Annotated in this window: 14 protein-coding genes and 1 pseudogene; 7 read left to right on the top strand and 8 right to left on the bottom strand. The window is 69.9% G+C overall.

The genetic code is table 11. The features are described from left to right. The first annotated feature begins 22 nt into the window (after positions 1 to 22). Together ACWDX9_RS36945 and ACWDX9_RS36940 are read left to right on the top strand one after the other, a co-directional pair. A complete protein-coding gene (locus tag ACWDX9_RS36945) occupies positions 23 to 388 on the top strand; it encodes a hypothetical protein (RefSeq protein ID WP_449962482.1) in 366 nt (121 codons plus the stop codon). After that, a complete protein-coding gene (locus ACWDX9_RS36940; protein ID WP_449962479.1) occupies positions 388 to 4,095 on the top strand; it encodes a CHAT domain-containing protein in 3,708 nt (1,235 codons plus the stop codon). Before ACWDX9_RS36945 ends, ACWDX9_RS36940 begins: the two co-directional genes overlap by 1 nt. Here ACWDX9_RS36940 and ACWDX9_RS36935 read toward each other — a convergent pair. The 3 genes from ACWDX9_RS36935 to ACWDX9_RS36925 are packed head-to-tail and all read right to left on the bottom strand — an operon-like array spanning position 4,076 to position 6,145. Then, positions 4,076 to 4,639: a hypothetical protein gene (locus ACWDX9_RS36935; RefSeq protein ID WP_449962476.1), complete on the bottom strand. Its 564-nt coding sequence runs from the start codon at positions 4,637 to 4,639 to the stop codon at positions 4,076 to 4,078. The genes ACWDX9_RS36940 and ACWDX9_RS36935 overlap by 20 nt on opposite strands. Beyond that, on the bottom strand, positions 4,609 to 5,646 hold the full coding sequence (locus ACWDX9_RS36930; protein ID WP_449962473.1) for a hypothetical protein: 1,038 nt from the start codon (positions 5,644 to 5,646) through the stop codon (positions 4,609 to 4,611). The genes ACWDX9_RS36935 and ACWDX9_RS36930 overlap by 31 nt, the downstream gene beginning before the upstream one ends. After that, positions 5,630 to 6,145 carry a tetratricopeptide repeat protein gene (locus ACWDX9_RS36925; protein ID WP_449962470.1) on the bottom strand — a complete coding sequence of 172 codons (516 nt, stop codon included), beginning with the start codon at positions 6,143 to 6,145 and terminating at the stop codon, positions 5,630 to 5,632. The genes ACWDX9_RS36930 and ACWDX9_RS36925 overlap by 17 nt, the downstream gene beginning before the upstream one ends. A 70-nt stretch (positions 6,146 to 6,215) precedes the next feature. Between ACWDX9_RS36925 and ACWDX9_RS36920 the strand changes: the two genes are divergently transcribed. The 4 genes from ACWDX9_RS36920 to ACWDX9_RS36905 all read left to right on the top strand — a co-directional run bounded on the left by ACWDX9_RS36920 (position 6,216) and on the right by ACWDX9_RS36905 (position 12,785). Next, positions 6,216 to 8,825, top strand: a complete 2,610-nt coding sequence (locus ACWDX9_RS36920; protein WP_449962467.1) for a hypothetical protein — start codon at positions 6,216 to 6,218, stop codon at positions 8,823 to 8,825. 86 nt (positions 8,826 to 8,911) lie between these two features. Beyond that, a complete protein-coding gene (locus ACWDX9_RS36915; protein ID WP_449962464.1) occupies positions 8,912 to 10,234 on the top strand; it encodes a CHAT domain-containing protein in 1,323 nt (440 codons plus the stop codon). Positions 10,235 to 10,252: 18 nt separating this feature from the next. Beyond that, complete coding sequence (locus ACWDX9_RS36910) at positions 10,253 to 11,932, top strand: CHAT domain-containing protein (RefSeq protein ID WP_449962462.1); 1,680 nt, start codon at positions 10,253 to 10,255, stop codon at positions 11,930 to 11,932. A gap of 247 nt (positions 11,933 to 12,179) precedes the next feature. After that, positions 12,180 to 12,785, top strand: a complete 606-nt coding sequence (locus ACWDX9_RS36905) for a hypothetical protein (RefSeq protein ID WP_449962459.1) — start codon at positions 12,180 to 12,182, stop codon at positions 12,783 to 12,785. Between the two features lie 527 nt (positions 12,786 to 13,312). Here the strand turns inward: ACWDX9_RS36905 and ACWDX9_RS36900 are convergent. Then, a complete protein-coding gene (locus ACWDX9_RS36900; protein WP_449962456.1) occupies positions 13,313 to 13,540 on the bottom strand; it encodes a hypothetical protein in 228 nt (75 codons plus the stop codon). 434 nt (positions 13,541 to 13,974) lie between these two features. Continuing rightward, the gene (locus tag ACWDX9_RS36895; RefSeq protein WP_449962454.1) at positions 13,975 to 14,340 is read right to left on the bottom strand and encodes an ISL3 family transposase; all 366 of its coding nucleotides are present in this window, start codon (positions 14,338 to 14,340) and stop codon (positions 13,975 to 13,977) included. Between ACWDX9_RS36895 and ACWDX9_RS36890 the strand changes: the two are divergent. After that, a pseudogene (locus tag ACWDX9_RS36890) lies at positions 14,245 to 14,802 on the top strand (S8 family serine peptidase); the annotation flags it as partial. The gene ACWDX9_RS36895 and the pseudogene ACWDX9_RS36890 sit on opposite strands and share 96 nt — an antisense overlap. A gap of 42 nt (positions 14,803 to 14,844) precedes the next feature. Here ACWDX9_RS36890 and ACWDX9_RS36885 read toward each other — a convergent pair. The 3 genes from ACWDX9_RS36885 to ACWDX9_RS36875 all read right to left on the bottom strand — a co-directional run bounded on the left by ACWDX9_RS36885 (position 14,845) and on the right by ACWDX9_RS36875 (position 16,956). Next, positions 14,845 to 15,111 carry a CHAT domain-containing protein gene (locus ACWDX9_RS36885; RefSeq protein ID WP_449962499.1) on the bottom strand — a complete coding sequence of 89 codons (267 nt, stop codon included), beginning with the start codon at positions 15,109 to 15,111 and terminating at the stop codon, positions 14,845 to 14,847. Positions 15,112 to 15,178: 67 nt separating this feature from the next. Next, a complete protein-coding gene (locus tag ACWDX9_RS36880; protein ID WP_449962451.1) occupies positions 15,179 to 16,420 on the bottom strand; it encodes a lipase/acyltransferase domain-containing protein in 1,242 nt (413 codons plus the stop codon). Positions 16,421 to 16,665: 245 nt separating this feature from the next. Then, a complete protein-coding gene (locus tag ACWDX9_RS36875) occupies positions 16,666 to 16,956 on the bottom strand; it encodes a hypothetical protein (RefSeq protein WP_449962448.1) in 291 nt (96 codons plus the stop codon). Positions 16,957 to 17,481: the final 525 nt, after the last annotated feature.

Raw genomic sequence — 17,481 nt, 5'->3', positions numbered from 1 at the left:
GCATAGGGGAGGGGAGACGGCAATGCTGCAGGAACCACCCGCGCTGCCCGAGTCATGGGCGGACATCTGCGCCCTCAAGCGCCGGCTACGACAGCAGGCCAAGGAGGCGGGGCACCTTCCGGAATGGCGTGAGCTCGAAAGCGCGGCGAGAACGGGCGCGGACACGCTGGAGAAGTGGCTGAGCCTATGCGCGAAGATCGCCGAGAGCGGGCGGTGGTACGGCTCGTACGTCATCAGGGACGGCTTCACCGAGGACGGCGACGAGGACGCCGAACAACTGTACGGCTGTCCCAACCAGCGACGGTGCGAGCGGGTCGCGACGGCCACGAGCACCGGCGCCCCGCCGCTGTGCGACCTGTCCGCCGAGTCCATGGCGCCGCTCCGGTGATGTCCGGCTCCCATGTCGAACGCCTGATCACCGACCGCACCCGGATGATCGCACACCTCAGCACGCTGCGCGACGGCGACGCCGCCCGGCCGCAGTGGCTGAACAACCTGGGCAACCTCTCGCTCGCCCTGTACGACGCCACGGGCAACCTGAGGCACCTGGACGAGGCCGTCGTCTGGCACGGTGCCGCCTGGGCCGACTCCGCCGACGGCGACCCCGCGCGCGCCGGGTACGCCGCCAATCAGGCCACCAGCCATCTGCAGCGCTTCCGCCAGCGCAATGAGGAAGGCGACCTGACCGCCGCCAGGGAACGCATCCTCACGGCGCTGGCGATGACCCCCGACGAGCACGAGCACCGGCCAGGCCGCCTGCACACGCTGGGCAACGTGCTGGAGTGCCTGACCCGGGAGCGCGGCGACCCCGCGGACCTGGACGAAGCGGTTCGGGTCAGGGACGAGGCGCTGGCCGCGCCGTCCTGCGGTGCCCCCTCCCGCGCCGTGCTGCTCACCGGCGCGGGCAACACGGTCCAGCTTCGATATCACACCCGATACGACCCCGCCGACCTCGGCGCCGCGCTCGCGTACCACGAGCAAGCGCTGGCCGCGGCAGAGTCCGACGGCCTGCGCGCCGCCGCCCGGACCAACCTGTCCACCTGCCATGCCGACAGATTCCAGCTGACCGGCCAACCCGGCGATCTGGCCGCGGGCATCGAGCACGCCGAAGAGGCGCTCCGCCTCACCCCCGAGGGCGACCCGGAGGGGACGGCACGGGCGAGCAACCTGGCGTTCATGCTGCGCTCCCGATACGACCGCCTCGGCGACGCCGACGACCTCGACAGAGCGATCGAGCTCGCGCTGAACGCGCTGTCCGGCTCCTCCGCGCGCGGCTTCACGCGCGCCGCCCTCCTGGGCAACCTCGGAGCCGCCCTGCACACCAGTCACCGGCATCGGGGCGGCTCGGACGCCCTCGACCAGGCCGTCACGTTCCTCAGGGAGGCGGTGCGGCTCGTCCCGCGGCCCGGAGATGACCTCGCACGCTGGAAGAACAACCTCGGCAACGCGCTGAGCAGTCTGTACCTGCGCGACATGGACCTGCGCCACCTCGACGAGGCGATCAGCCATCTCCGCGGCGCCGTGGAGCTCACCCCCAGTCCGCGGCATCCGCATCTCGCGGCCCGCCTGCACAACCTGGCCGGATCTCTGCACCGGCGGGTGGGCAGCACCGGTGACTTCACCGACCTGAGCGAGGCCATCAACGGCTACGCCTCCGCCGCCGAGGCGGCCCCCGCGGGTCAGCGGCTCTTCGCCGCCGCCAACGCCGGTCTCGGCACCGCGCTCGGGCTGCGGTTCGCCTTACGCGGCAACGGAGAGGACCTGGACGCGGCCATCTACCGGCTCGGGCTGGCGCTGGCCGCCGTCAGCCCGACCGACCCCGACCGCCTCACTTGGCTGGTCAACCTCGCCGACCAGTTGATCAGACGATTCCAGCACACCAGGGAGCGCGCCTCACTCGACCAGGCCATCGAGCTGCTGGTGCTGGCCGCGAACGCTACGGCGCAGGACCATCCGTACCTGTCCCTGCGGCTGGAAACCTACGGGCGGGCGCTGGCGATGCGTTTCGAGGCGTACGCCGATCCGGCGGACGGCGACGCGGCCGTGGTCCAGTGCGAGCGCGCCGAGCGCGCCGCCCGCAACGCGGTGGACCGCGGGACGGCGCTCCACGTGCTCGGCGATGTCCTGCAGGCCCGCTACGAGCGTGCCGGAGAGTCGGCCGATGACCTGCGACGGGCCGGCGAGGCTCTGGAGAAGGCGGTGCGCACGCTGCCGGCGACGCACCCGGACCATGCGCTCACCTTGCGCAGCCTCGGCATCGCCATACGGTTCCGGGCCGCCGCGCGCCAGGACTCGCGAGCCGCCGACCGAGCCGTGCGCCTGCTGAAGCGAGCCGCGAAGAGCGGGTCCCGCCTGGGCAGGCCCGACACCGTGACGCTGATGGAGCTCGCCACCGCCTATCGCGTCCGATCCGGTCTGCCGGACGATCCGGAACGGCAGCGGCTGAACCGGATCCGTTCGCGCAGGACCGGCCGGGACGCTCTGCGCGCCTGCCGCGAGGAGGTCATGCTCCAGCCGAGCACGGCCGACGGCCTGGTGGTGACGCGTCGCGCGGCCCGCCATGGCGCGGCCGTCATCTCGTGGTGCCTGGAGGATGTGGCCGTGACCGAGGCCGTCGAGGCGATGGAGACGGCACGTGGCCTGGTCCACTGGGCCGCGATGTTCACCGGCTCCGCCGGCGACCGGCTGCGCGAGGCGAGGCATGGCGACCTGGCCGCACGTTGGGAGGCCGAGCAGGCGCGCGCCTTCGAGCTCCGCAGGGCCTCGGGGAGGAGCGGCGCGGCCGATGCTCCTGGCATCGAGCCGGTGCCGAGCCAACTGCGGGACGAGGTCGTCCGGGTGCTCGCAAGCGAGGAGCAGCGCGCCGCGAGCGGGCTCGGCGCCGCCTACTCCGCCGACGCCGTCCGCGCCGCCCTGGCCGACGCCTCCGCCGACGCCCTGGTCTACCTCCTGCCCGGCACGGCGGGACGCAGCGGGTACGCGGTGGTGCTGCCTCGCGAGGGCGTGCCGCGGCGACTGGTGCTGGACGGCTTCCGTGCCGTATCCGGCGGGAAGCTGTCCACGTACGTGGAGACGTACAACCGCCTCCTGGTCGCGACCGCCACGGAAGCGCAGGACGGCGACAACGACGAGACGGGCTCTCAGCTCGACAGGCAGGAGGTCGTCGACACGTGGACGGCGGCTCTGCACGAGCTGTGTGACTGGGCATGGAACGCCGTCATGGCACCCGTGCTCGCATCGATCCGCGACCTGTCACCGGCGCCCGGCGACGCTCCCCCACGCCTGGTGATCGTGCCCACCGGGCATGCCGCCCTCGTCCCCTGGCATGCCGCCCGGACAAGGACCGGCAACGGCGGCCATCGGTACGCGGTGGAGGAGGCGGTCATCGGCTACGCGGCCTCGGCGCAACTGTTCTGCGAGACCGCCCGGCGCGGCCGGCCGGCCATGGACGGCCGTGCGCTCATCGTCGGAAACCCCACGTTCAGCCTGCAGTTCGCCGAGGCCGAGACGCGGCAGATCCACCGGCTCTGCTACCCCGCGGGTAGGTACATCGGGCCGCCGCGCGCCGCCGGGGACGTACGCGTGACCCCGGATCTGGTGCTGTCCGAGCTCTCCGGCCCCGAGTCGGCCGCTTTCCCGGTCATTCACCTGGCCTGTCACGGATACGCCGCGGCGGATCCCGCGCGCTCCCGCCTGGCGCTGGCGGATCGGCGGCCCCTGACCGTCGAACGCCTGCTGGCGCATGGACGCGCATCCCGAAGACGGGACGCCGGGCCGCTGGTCGTCCTGTCGGCGTGCGCCTCCGGGATGAGCACCGATGACTTCGACGAGATGATGACGCTCGCCACCGCCTTCCTCATCGCGGGGGCGTCGGCCGCCGTCGGCTCGCTCTGGATCGTGGACGACCGTAACACCGCCGACCTCATGACCACCTTCCATCACGTCCTGACCTCTGACCGGCGGGATCCGCTCGACGCGCTCCGTGCCGCGCAGATCGAGATGATCGAGGCCGGTCGCCGGACCGCTCCCCCGCCCGGCCGCCGTTCCCTGGGGGATCCGTACTGCTGGGCCGCCTTCACCCATCAGGGCCGCTGACCAGGGGCGGCCGTGCGCGGTCTCGATGCCCCGGCGGGAGGCGACCTGAGGACGCCGCGAGCGCTCTGTGGCCGAGGGCGGACAGCCGGTCGGATGCCTGCTCGTAGCGCCGCACGAGATCGGGGCGGCCGCCGGCCGCCAGTGTCGTCAGATCTGCTCGATCACGTTCCAAGGCCTCGCTGAGCATCAGGGCTCGCGCGCGTTCCACCGCGAGAGCCGCCGCCTCGATCCGTCCGGCGCCGACCAGCGCGCGAGCCGTGCTGCCCGCCAGAACGGAGGCGGCGCGCAGCGCGCTCTCCTTCTGCTCGCGCAGCAGTTGGATGCCGAAGAGCCGCTGCGTCATCGCCAGTGCCCCGTCATAGGCGTCGGCGGCATCGGCCCAGTCCAGGCGCCAGCCCGCCCAATCCTCCCAGTGCAGGGCCGTGCGCAGGGCCCACCCGGAATCCGCGAGCTCACCCTCCTCGCATGCCTCCCGGTACAGGGCGGCCACGCGTTCGTGATCTCCGCGCCGGGTCAGGAGGTGCGCGAGGCTGTGCAGTCGCACGGCCCTGGACGGAGAACGGCGGGGGCTGGAGCGGACGACCCGTTCGAGGATGTCGATGGCTTCGTCGAGGTCGGCCGACCGTGCCTGCGCCTCGTGGCGCAGAGCCAGGGGCCGGCGAGATTGGCCAGACAGCGCGACCGCTCCGGGGCCCGTTCGGGGAGCGCGGCCGCGACCTCCTCAAACGCGAGAACGGCCGCGTCGAGATCCCCGGTATCTCCGGTGTGCTCGTACCGAATGCGCAGCGCGTTACCGAGGTCGTTGAGCCGTCCCGGCCGGTCCGGGGCGGCGGGCGCCGTTGCCTGCAGGGCCTTGCGCAGGAGGCGGACTGCGTCATCCAGATCCGCCAGGCAACCGGTCCGCTCGTGCCTGTCGAGCAGCGCGTTGGCGCTGTCACGCCGGTGGTCCGCCCAGGCGGGGGCGGACCCGGGCGTCTGCTCCAGCGCCGCGTGATGGACCCGGATCGACGCGTCGAACAGCGCCGCCTCACCGGTGGCGGAGTACTTGAGCCGCAGGGACACCCCGAGCCCGGCGAGGTAACGGGCCCTCGCCCGCGCCTGCTCAGGCGTCTGCTCCACGGCGCGGCGGGCGGCCTCGATCGCCGCGTCGAGGTGGCGCGGCTCTCCGTCGGTGACGTACAGGTCGTGCAGGAGGACGGCGAGATTGTGATCGTGCATCGGCGACGCGGCCGTCGGCTCGGCGGCCGCCTCGGTGAGCAACCGCAGCGCACGCCGCCGGTCATCGCGCCCGCCCTGGTCGTAGTAGCGCTCGGCCAGGGCGCTGCCGAGCGCCGCCAGGCGGCCCGGCCGGTCCGGCGAATCGGCCGGGGTGCCGCGAAGCACCTCCTCGCCGGCCCGGATCAGCTCATGCAGGTCCTCACGGTCGCCTCGCGCGCCGTATCTGGCGTAGAGCCCGCGGGTCAGCCCGCTCTCATCGACGGCCTCGCACAACACCATGACGGCTTCGTCGAGGGCGTCACGCGCGCCGGTCTCGTCATGCCACAGGCACAAGGTGATGCCGAGGCCGGCGAGGCTGCCGGGGCCGGTCGGCCGCGCCGCGTGGAGACAGGTTCACCGCCCTGCGGCAGGCCTGGACCGCTCGGGCGAGGTCGGCCCGGTCGCCGCCGATGCGGAATCTGTCACGGAGCACACCGCCCAGGTTCGCCAGCCGGAGCGGAAGGTCGGGCGAATCCGGCTCGGTGAGCTTGATGGCGCGGGTGTGCACCGTGAACGCGTCCTCCATATCACTGGCCCGCCCGTCGATTCCGTAGCGCTCCCACAGGCCGCCACCGAGATCGTTGATGATCAAGAGGTCTGCAGGCGCCGCCGCAGCGGCCTCTTCATGCAGGCGGACGGCCTGGTGGAAGCGGGCGACGTCTCCGGTGAGGTCGTAGAGTTCGCGCAGGACCAGCGCCAGGTCGTCCAGATGGTCTGGCCGCCTGTCGCTCCCACGGTGAGGGTTGATCAGCCATCGGTTCTTCCGCTGAGCGTGCGGCCCGCGGGCGAGCACCGGATGCGGACTTCCTTCCCCCCATGTAATCCTGGGGAGAGCCGAATGACCACGGGTTCACCTGGCGGCAATGATGTCCGACGACGATGTGAGCACGCTGCTCCTGTGGATCAACGCGCCCGACTGGGAGTCCTCGCGCCGGATCCTGCGTGAACATCCGGAGTTGCTGGACGAGCCCGCCGAGCGGGAGCTCCTCCGGCAGACCGCGGCACGACGCCAGGCCAAGGAGATCCTGATCCTCGAAGACCATCACCTGCTCCTCACCATGAGCCGGGAGATGGGCATCGAACGAGGCTATGAGGAGTACCTGCGGCTCGTCGCCGCGAGCAGCGAGCTGCGGGACAAGGCGAACGCCGCGCAGGACGCCTACACGCGCTCCGGAGACCTGGCCGCGCTGGACAGGGCGTTGACGGACTTCGGCCGGATCGTCACGCTCTGGCGTGACGGGCCCGTCTCCAGGCGGCGCGCCGCCCTCCTCGACAAGGGCCTCGCTCACGAGCGGCGCTACCAGGCCGCCGGCCGGCGCGAGGACCTCGACGCAGCCCTCGAGGACCTCGACCAAGCCCGGCTCGTTCCCGGCGCCGCCCCCGGCACCCGGGCCTTCCTGGCCCACATCGTGGCCCGCCTGCACCGGATGCACTTCGAGCGCGACCATCGGCCGGCTCACCTGGCAGCGGCCATCGACCTGCTCTCCGGGACGCTGGAGTCCTTGCCGGAGGACTCGACGACGGTGCCGGATCTGCTGAACGGGCTGGGCGAGGCGCTACGCCTGCGCCACGGCTTACTGGGGAACGCGCTCGACCTCGACGCCGCCATCACGTGCTTCAACCGTGCGACGAGCTGGACGAGAGAGATCGCCGCACGCCTGCCCGCCCTGCTGACGGGAACCGGCACGGGACTCGTCGAGCGCTACCAGCTGACGGGCGGCCCCGGCGACCTCGACCAGGCGATCGCGGCCTTCGGTGAGGCCGTCGAGCGTTTCGACGGGTCCCCCATGGACCTGTCCGCCCATCTGATCAACCTCGGCGGCGCTCTCATGCTCAGGTACGCGCGACGCGGGGACCCCGCCGACCTCGAACGCGCCCGGCAGATGCTCGAACGCGCGGAGGGTTCCCTGCCCGCCGAAGCGCCGCTGCGGCCCACCCTGCACGGGACCCTCGCCGCGTACTGGCAGGAACGGTACGCGCTCACGGGCGACCGCGCGCTCCTGGAACAGGGCATCACGCACGCGGAGCGCGCGGTGGCCGCGGCGTCTGTGACCGGCCACGACCGGCCGGCGAACCTCGATCGGCTGGCGCACCTGCTGCTGGCCCGGGCCGAGCGCGACGGAGGGGACCCGCAGAGCGGTGACCGGGAAGTCGAACGCGCGGTCGAGCTGTACCGGGAGGCGCTGGCGGGCACCCCGGTGTCGGCCGCACGCCACCCGGCACGGGCCATGGCGCTGGGCAGCGGACTGGCCGCCCGTTACCTGCGGGCGGGCCGCGCCGAGGATCTCGACGATGCCCTGACCTTTCTGCGTCAGGCCGTGCGGGCCGAACCACGTGACTCCGTGAACGCGGTGGGAGCGCTGTTCAACCTCGGCAACGCGTTATGGGTCAGGTATGAACGGACCGGAAGCCTCGAAGACCTGGACGTCGCGGTGCGGACCATCGACGAGGTGGTGCCGCTGATCCCGGACGGCTCGCCCGACTCACCGCGGATGCGGAACAGTCTCGCGACGGTCCTCGCCGCACGGTTCATGCATGAGGGAGCCACAGCCGATATCACGCGCTGCGCCGACGTGCTGCGCGAGGTGGTGGCCGACACGCCGGTCGACAGCCCTGCGCGCGCGATATACCTGGGCAATCTAGGCAACGCGCTGATCCTCCAGGCTGTCCGGCTGAACGTCACCTCGGCAGCCGACGAGGCGGTCGAGACCCTCCGTGAGGGTCTGCGTTCCGCCAAGGTCACCGCGGCCGGACGTGCCACGCTGAGCGCCGGTCTCGCCCGGGCTCTGCTGACCCGGATGCGGAGACGCCCGGACCTCCGTGTTCTCGACGAGGCGATCGCGCTCGTACGGTCCGCGCTCGCCGCGACCGGAGCCGCCGCGCCCGACGCCACCGTGCACGCCGCCACCCTGGCGCGCGCCCTGCGGATGCGCTCGACCTTCGCCGAGCACCGTGATGACGTCCTCGAAGGTGTGGCCACGTTCCGGCAGGTGTGCGAGCGAGGCCTCGTCAACGCGCCTGACGTGACCCTCGATGCGGCATCCGCCTGGGCCGCCTGGGCGGTGGGACGCGGCGTATGGCGTGAGGCCGCCGACGCCGTCGACCTGGGTATGCGGGCGGCCCGGCGCCTGTGGGAGAGGCAAGTTCTGAGGGCGAACAAGGAGCGGTGGCTACGCAGGGTCGGAGCGCTGCACGCCACGGCGTCCATGGTCTATTTGCAGGATCCGAGGTACGGAGCCCGAGGCGCGGTCGAGGCGCTGGAGAGCGGGCGCGCGGTGATCTTCGCGGAGAGACTGGAGCGGGACCGCGCCGATCTGGACCGGCTCGGCGCGACAGGGCGGCAGGATCTCGTCGAGCGCTATCGGAGGGCGACCCACCGGCTGAGCGAGCTGTCGGCCGAAGCGGACGCGGGCGGCATCGCGAGCATCGCGACCACCCTTCGCCGAACGCACGGCTCTGTCATGCCGGGCTGATCCTCCTCGTGGCATCCGCGGCGACTACCGATATCGCCCTGTAACGGGCACCCGCGTAAGGTCCACGGACGCGTAGCATCGTTGCCATGAGCGACCCCGCCGCGTTCCCCAGGCAGACCGGCGCAGAGGACGGCGACCTCGAAGAGTTGCGGGTCGCGTGGCAAGAGCTCAACGAGATCGTGGAGGAGATCCGCCAGGTCCAGGGCTACGAGAACTTCCTGATGGCTCCCACCTTCGACGACGTGTCGGCCGCGGCCGTTCAGCCGCTGTGCTACATCAGTGCCACGGAGGCCGAGGGGATCGCTCTCGTCGTGCGGGAGAACGGCGACGTCGACCCCGTCGTTCTCCCTCATCTGACCACGGACTCCGTGAGAAGCCGCGTGTCGGCGTTGCTCACCTCCTATGACGAGTTCCAGGCCGACCCGTCCGCCGCGGCCGGGCCCTGGACGGCCGACCTCGACGCGGCGACCCGCTGGCTCTGGGACACCGTCATGGAGCCGCTCCTCGAGGCGGTCGAGGAAGATCCGGCCATCACCCTCGTGACAGGCGGGCTGCTCGGGCTGCTTCCCCTCCACGCCGCCTGGACCCCGGACCGGACCAGGCCGACAGGCCGCGCCTACGCCCTCGACACGACCACGATCAGCTATGCGCCCAACGCCAGGTCGTTGACCGCGGCACGGAGGATTGCGGCGGAGCGGCGAAGGCAGACGCTGCTGGCGGTTATCAATCCCCAGCCCATGCCGGCCGGCTACCGGCCGACCCCCTTCACCGAGCTGGAAGCGAGCGTGATCGGGGAAGCCACCCGGGGCACAGCACGATCTCTGGCCGGCACCGAGGCGACACTGCCGAACGTACGCCGCGAACTCCCCGCGGCCGATGTCGTGCACTTCGCGTGCCACGGCCATGCCAACCTGGTCGACCCGCTCGAGAGCGGGCTCATGCTCTCCGGCGGCCAAGCACTACGGGTGCGCGACCTGCTGGAGATGGACCTGAGGATCAGGGTCGCGGTCCTGTCGTCCTGCGAGGCCTCGTTGCCGGGAACGGAGCTGCCGGACGAGGTCATCGGTCTGCCCACCGGGCTCCTCCAGGCCGGCGCCGCCGGTGTCGTCGCCCCGCTGTGGGCCGTACCGGACGTGCGGACGAGCATGCTCATGACCGAGTTCTACCGCGACTGGCGCAGCGCGTCGTGGACGCCTGCCGAGGCGCTGCGCAGAGCGCAGATCTGGCTTCGGGACACCACCAACGAGGAGAAAGTGGAGGTGTGGGAACGTGCCTTCGACGACGACTCTGCGTGGCCGGGTCCCGAGGTCGCCGACGCGCTGCTCGACCGGGTTCTGCCACGCGAGCCCGACCGGCGGGATGAGTCTCCCCTTCACCTCTGGGCCGCCTTCAGCCACGTCGGGGTGTGAGACCGCGAGGTGCCGGCGGTGAGCCCGGCGCTGGACGAGCGGGAGTGGCGGCTGCTGGCCGAGCGGATCAGGCCACTGGTGCGGACACTGCTCGGCGACCCCGGCGCGGCCGAGGCGTTCACCCGCGACCTCGACCATGCCCTGGGCCTGCCCAGCGGCCCGGGTGCCAAGCGAGAACTGCGCCGCGTGCTGACCAGGTTCCCGGAGACCCGGGAGTGGATTCGTTCCGAGGTGCCCGACCAGGAGGACTACCGCACCGCGCCGTCGTCTACCCGGTTTCTGGAGGTTTCGGCGCCGGAGAACGCGGCTGTGAGACAGCGCGTGCCACTGTACGTCCGGATCACCCGGCTGAGCTCCGGCCGTACGAGTTCGCTGCGGGCGTTCGATGTCCCACCGCAGGGCGCCTCGGTCGTAATCTCCCTCTGGGCTCCCACCCTGATCGTCGCCGGGGACATGGAAGCCGACCTGAACGTCCCGGCGGAGGGTGACTCCGACCCTGTCCGGTTCGGCCTCGTCGCCCCTGTCACAGGTCTGCACAAGGTGATCGTGCGCGTGTTCAGGAACGGCACGCTGCTCGGCGAGGCGGCCGTCCAGGTGACGGCCGAAACCGAGGTCGAGTGGCAGGAGCCGACGGTGCGGACCGCGGCCATTCCGTCAATGGCCTACGAACCCGGAGAGGTCACCCTTCACGTGCAGCGCGACCTTGAGGGGTACCGCTTCCAGTTCGTTGGCGAGGTCATGCACGCCCCCGAAACGGTGAAACGGCTGGCCGCAGATCCCACGAAGATCGTCAAGCAGATGGCGGGAGAGCTGAGCCACATGGCGGCCGGCCGGGCCGCCCAGGACTCCGCCGCGCTGATCCGCCGCAGGCTCCAGGGCAGAGGCGCCGAACTCTGGGGGGTGGTGCCCGAGAAGGTGCGCGAGCAGTTCTGGGCGCAAGCCGGCCGGATCAGCTCGCTGACCGTCGTCAGTGAACTGGACGTCATCCCGTGGGAGCTGCTCTACCCGGTGGACGGTGACCGCGAGAACGGGTTCCTCGCGCAGACCGTGCCGATCGTGCGCTGGGTCTACGGACACAGGCGGGTTCGCAGATTGGCCATGAGCAGGGTCGCCTGCATCGTCCCGCCCGGGGACGCCCCGGTACCCGCGATCGACTGCTCGGCCGAGATCACCATGGTCCGGAGCCGGTTGTCCGCCCTTCGCGGCCATCCGGACATCGAGGAGCTCGATGACCTGTATGAACTCGTCGAGCACGATCTCGCCGGGGTCGTGCACTTCACCGGACACCATGACTTCTCCGATGCGGAAGGCTCGGTTCTCCGGCTGCACGGAGGCGAGCTGAGACCTGTGGATCTGGAGCCTGCGGCCCGACGCCATCCGTGGAAGAGCAGCCCGCTGGTGTTCCTCAACGGTTGCCGTACGGCAGGGGAGACACCGAGCATCCGCAGCAACACCGGGTGGGCCGAGAAGTTCATCCGGATCGGGGCCGGCGCCTTCATCGGATCACTGTGGGGCGTGCGGTCGGAATCGGCGGCCAGGTTCGCCGACCGCTTCTACGAGCACTTCTATCAACGTGGCGAGCCACTGGGACGAGCCACGCTGGCCGGCAGGCTGGAGATCATGGACGAGACCGGCGATCCCACCTGGCTGGCCTACACCACTTATGGCAGCCCGACCGCCACCGTCGCCGGCCGCTGAGTGTGGGCGCTGATGGGAACCTTCGATGGCGAAGAAACTTAAGTAAGATCAAGTCGGGAGTCGGTCGCCCCGCCAGACAGCCGATAGGCGGACGGGAGCGCTTGCCCTTGCCATCTTCCGACGAGGCGGGCGCGTCACGGCTCGAAGTCAGCAAGTTAACAACCGACGCTTCGCAAATTACCCAATTGCCGTCGAATGACTTTCGTGAAACGGTGACCCCGCCGGCCTGGAACAGGAGATGTGGTCGGTGCTCACGCTCTATCAGCTCCTTCGCACGGTGATGGTCGACGCCGCCGAGTCCCGGCCCGGCACCGACCCCGACCGCTGCGGCTTCTCCATTGCCCTGCACGCCGCCCGCGACCTGGTAATTCAGCCTGGCGACAACCCCGGCAACGCCACCGGCCTGGTCGGAAGCATCGGACGCCGCGTCCTGGCCGCGCTGCTGCCGCCCCGCCGCCCACGTGTCAGCACCCGCAAGGTCAAATCACCCATCTCCCGTTACAACGAACGACTCGACGACGGCAGACCCGACCACAGCCGCACCATCACCGACCTCGACATCACCCTCCTGCCACCCCCACCCACACTGCCTGCCACGTCCCGAGACGAGCGACCCATCACCGCGGCCGACCGCCGCAGACAACAACAGGTCCTGGCCCTCCTTCACCAAAACCCCAACCGCCCCTGGAAGGCCCGCGACATCGCCCAACACCTCGGTGATGTCACCCTGAACACGATGTATCGGCAGCTATCGCGCTGGGCCGCCAGCCGACTCATCCACAAGATCAAACCAGGTGTCTACACCGCCGAGCCAATCTCCGCACCGCTCTTGCCAGCAACCCAGAAACCTTAACTACCTGGCCTTGGGGGAAGGCCCGACAGTGTTCTCGACCGCCATGACCTACCCCAGCTTGAGGCTGATTTCGATCGTTTGGATACAGCCGCCTGCGATGACTCACAGCGTGAGTTGGTGGCGGCCATGCGGAAGCTGCTAACGAGCTGGCGTGCGCAACCCAATCTGATGTTGTATTGCTACGGAGATTAACCTCGTGCCGCTCTCCCTACGTGAGGGTTGGGACAGCCGCTCAAATCCCTTGTCAGCTTGGGAAGTCGCAACGCCACGTGGCTGCTGACGTGGGAGAACCATGACCTGTAGGGAGCGGGGTGAGTAGCCACGGCTCCCTGTGAGTCCTTCTTGGTCCCCTCTCTGACGGGCACGCAACGGGTACGGGGCATGGCTTCTGCTTCCTCGCGACATACCTGTGCTCGTATGGCCGGGCCCAGGAAGGAACGTCCCCACACGATCCACGCCGACTCGGCCGAGCTAAACGCTGGCGGGGAAGTGCTCGCGCTGTGTGCTTTCTCCGTGTGACGGCGGTCTCAAAGTTTGTACAGCTTGTTGAACGGTGTAGTGATTCGTTCCTGCCGCGATCCGAAATCGACGAACACAGCGATCTCGGCTTCTACAGCGATGACGACGCCGAGACCATACCGATCATGGGTCACTTGATCGTTCACGCTGAACCGCTCGGCAGGCGGGGCGGGGGGCGGGGGCTTGAAGGGACTTGTGGGCAGGTGGCGGCGGGATGCACCGCTGGCTGGCTTCATCCCCTCCAGTATGTGCCGCCCGTGACAACGCTCGCGACGGGGGGATGGAGATCACTCAAAATGATCAAGGCCCGAGTCTGCATTAGCGTCCTGACCTAGGCCTCCGAGCGTGGAGCGGGTGACGGGAATCGAACCCGCGCTGTCAGCTTGGGAACTGCAGGGATCGCAGCACGTGAGGGCTCTGAGCTGGGCGGAAACCCGCTCGAGAGTGACCGTGATTGACCCCTCGTTACCCTGTCCAATTGCACGCTAATTGCACGGCGACCAGCCACCGACCTCGGGTTTGTCGCGCGTCGCGCACACCCTGCGCCCTGATCATCCCGTCTGCCGTCGACCCGCCGAACAGGAAGCGGGCCAGGGCCACGGGTCATGGGTGGAGCGCCCCACTGGGTTCTGGTTCATTTCTTGTGATCGGTTGCGGTGCGTGATCGTGCTCAGGTGGTGGACAGCACTCGACGGCGGAGTCGGTCGAAATTGGCCCGGCCGAACATCTGGCGTTTGAGCATCTTGATTCTGTTGACGTGGCCTTCGACGGGGCCGGAGTTCCAGGGCAGGGGCAGGCCGGCAGTTACTGCGGCGCGGTCTCGTTCGACGCCGCGGACGAACGAATTCAGGCCAGGAAGATCGCTGCTTGCCGCCTGCGTGAGCCACTGGGTGAGTTGGTCGCCGCGGCGTTTGCTCATCATGATGGCGAATTGGCGGACGTGCTCGATGAGGGTGGTCAGCTCAGGGCACCTGCCCAGGATCTGGTCAAGCGCGTGTTGGTCATCGGGCCTGAGGTTGTCGGGCCCGCTGGGCATGGAGCCATCGGCAGGCGCGGGGGGAAGGGCACGGGGCTGACCGACGTGGAGCGCGGCTGGCGACTGAGCCACAAGGATCTGCCGCAGAAGGTCCAGCACGTCGGCAGCCTGAACACCGCTCAGGAAGAACACGGCACCGCGGTTCTGGGGATCATCGCCGCCATCGACGACAACGCTGGGATCGTTGGCATCGCGCCGGAGGTGGAACGCCTCACCGTCACGTCGTACGACAAGGGCGACAGCGGCATGCACGTGGCCGATGCCATCCTCGCCGCGCTCCCCGGCATGCATGCTGGCGACGTCCTGCTCCTGGAGGTGCACCGCGCCCATTTCACGCGGGGCACGTCGCCGGACTATTGCGAGGAGCGGATGCTGCCCACGGAGGTCGACGACTGCGACTTCCACGCGATCAAGCTCGCCTGCGGCCATGGCGTCATCGTGGTCGAGGCCGCGGGCAATGGCGGCCTGCCCCTGGACGACCAGGAGATCGGGCCGGGCACCGTTTCAAGGCGGCCGGCTCGGTGTAGCGCTTTCGGCTGCCCGGCCGGGGTGCAGCAGCCCCGCCAGATGCTGGGGGGCAGCGGATCGCAGCTCGTGCAAGGCGTCATGCGGGGCCTCTGCCCCGGGACGACCGCGTGCCGCGGCCCGCCGGTAGAACGCCTCAGCGGCCCGTACGGCGAAGTCGTCCGAGAGTGGCCACAAGCAGGCCACCACGTCGGCGAATCCCGCGAGGTGGAACGCGGCGCCGATATGCGGGGCCTCATCGGGCAGCCGGTGCCCGGCTTGGCCCGTGCCGCAGACCGACAGATACGCGAACTCGGCCCCCCGCAGCAGCCGGCTACCGGCAGCGGGTACGCGGTCGGCCCAGGACGGTGACCAGGCGGTCGAGCAGGGCGGGATCGTTGGGCAGCGCGCCGTGCTCCACGCCGGGATTGTCCGTCAGGCTGAAGTGATGGCAGCGCATGGCCCGCCAGGCCAGGATGGCGTTGTTGGTGATGTCCTCCTGGTTACCGTCGCCGTCGCGCCGCAGGAAGCCACCGGGGTCGGCGATCTGGCCGGTGGACAGGTTCGCCAGCCGGGCCCCGACGACCGTGGGCAGGCCGGAACCCTTCTCTCCGTAGACGTCCACGTCGGGGAACGACCTCGGATCGGCGAACCGGACGAAGCCGATGTAGTACGCGGCGATCTTCCCGGCCGTCGGCAGCCCCGCGTCGGCGAACAGGCGCCGATAGTCACGAGGCGTGTAGGAGCGGCCCGTCGAGGAGTCGCGAATGACGACCTCACGGTCGCCGAAGACCGCCGGGTCGGCCGCGCTCATGTAGGTCGAGGGGGCGCTCTGGTACATCCGCGCGCTGCTCCGCGCGTTCTGCCTGGTCGTGGGGTAGCCGAAGTCCTGGATGTTCTGCCCGGTGAACATCAGGGAGTACATCAGGCCCTGCCCCGGCATGTTGCCCGCGATCGGGGTGAAGCCGTGGATGTAGCGGTCTCGCCATGCCTGGCTGGTGTGGGTGAGCAGGTATTGGGCATACAGCGGCCCGTTGGAGTGGCCGACCAGGTGCACCGGCCGCTCGCCGTTGTCGTGGTAGGTGTCCTCGATGAGCCGGCGGGTGCGCTCGAAGAAGCCGCCCATGTCGGGGGTGAGCCGGGCGTCGTACCCGGCGACCCGGATGTCCCGGTCGCGGACATACCCGGCGGTCTCCAGCCTGCGGTAGAGAGCCTCGTAGTACGGTGCGCTTTCCGTGCGGCCGTATTCCATGATCTCGACGGTGACGCCCGGTTGCTCGGCGAAACGCGCCGGCATCGGCAGCGACGGATCGTCGCGGTAGCGCAGGGTGAGCAACCGGTCTCGGCAGACCTGGCTGAACCTGCTCGGCCGGTCGTTGCGGAACCAGTCCTGGAAGGTGCCAGACCGCGGACAGCCCGGCGCCGTGGTCTGGTCGCGTACGGTCGCCTGGAGCTTGGTGAAATGGAACGCGGGGAACAGCACGACCGGGGGTTTCTCCCGCGCCGGAGACCCGGACGGGCCGGGCAGGCCCGCGGTCAGCCCCAGCGGGACCAGCGCAGCCAGCACACCGTGCATCCAGCGACCGTCAAACATGGCCATCCCTCTCAGCCACTCAGTGTTCCAAGCGGTCGTTACCCACGATCACGTTCTGTGATACCTGCTGGTCGGAGGGGCGGCCAGGACCGCTCGATCGGCCCAGTTGGGCTTCGGCCGGACGACCTGACGCCGCAGCACAGCCAGCTCATGCCGGAGCACCATGATTTCCATGTCTTTGGACGCTTGACCACGTCCCAGGAGCATCAGCAAGCCGGACACCTGGATCATGAGCAGATAGAGGAGACGGAGAGGCACGGGAACTGATCCTGGACCGAGCCGCCACCTCGGGTCGATCCGCAGGTCAAGCACGCTGCGACGGATTCTGAAGCGGTACAGGCCGTCGCCTTCGGCAGCGTGCCGCGGGCGATCTCGGCGGGAACGCCCGTGTTGGCGCCGGGCCCGCTGCCGGGCACCACGATGAGGTCGGCCAGCTCGGGTGCCCCGTCGTTCTCGACCTCGACCGTCGTCCCGTTGGACAGGTGCACCGTGCCCGGCCCGTCGAGGCGTATCTGCACCAGCGGGCGCGACCATCGGCTCCTCACCGAAATGGGGAGACGTACGGAGGGCATTCGCCGAGCTGACGGCTACGCCGCCGGAGGCGTGATCTCCACCGCCGACGACCTCAGCGCCTTTCACCGGGAGCGCTGGACACGTACGAATTGCTGACGAAGGAGGAACTAAAGGAGCTCAACGCCGGCCGGCCGCCCACGGATCCCCGCTACCCACCCTCGAGGTGTGCGAGAGCCAGGGTGAGTACAAGGCCGTCAAGAGCGGCTCGCCCGGCTTCACCACCCCCACCTTCGGATCGCGGGACGGGGCGGGTCCAGCTCGTCCTGTCCCTCACCCTGGCCGGCGCCCACCGCGATCCCGCCATCGACCCGCTCGCCTCCAGGACGGGGGACGCCATCCTCTGCCCCGAGTAGTGACTGGCAACACTCGATCCGCGGGCCTTCCCCCACGGAAGTGGACACGCGTTGGGGTGTGTCATGCGGCCAGTGTCAGGCTAATCGATCTTTGCTGGTGTAGGTGCTCGTAGGAGA

This window comes from Nonomuraea sp. NPDC003201 (assembly GCF_053590415.1).
The sequence above is the reverse complement of the archived record's forward strand: the minus strand, read 5'-3'. Positions and strand labels throughout refer to the sequence as shown.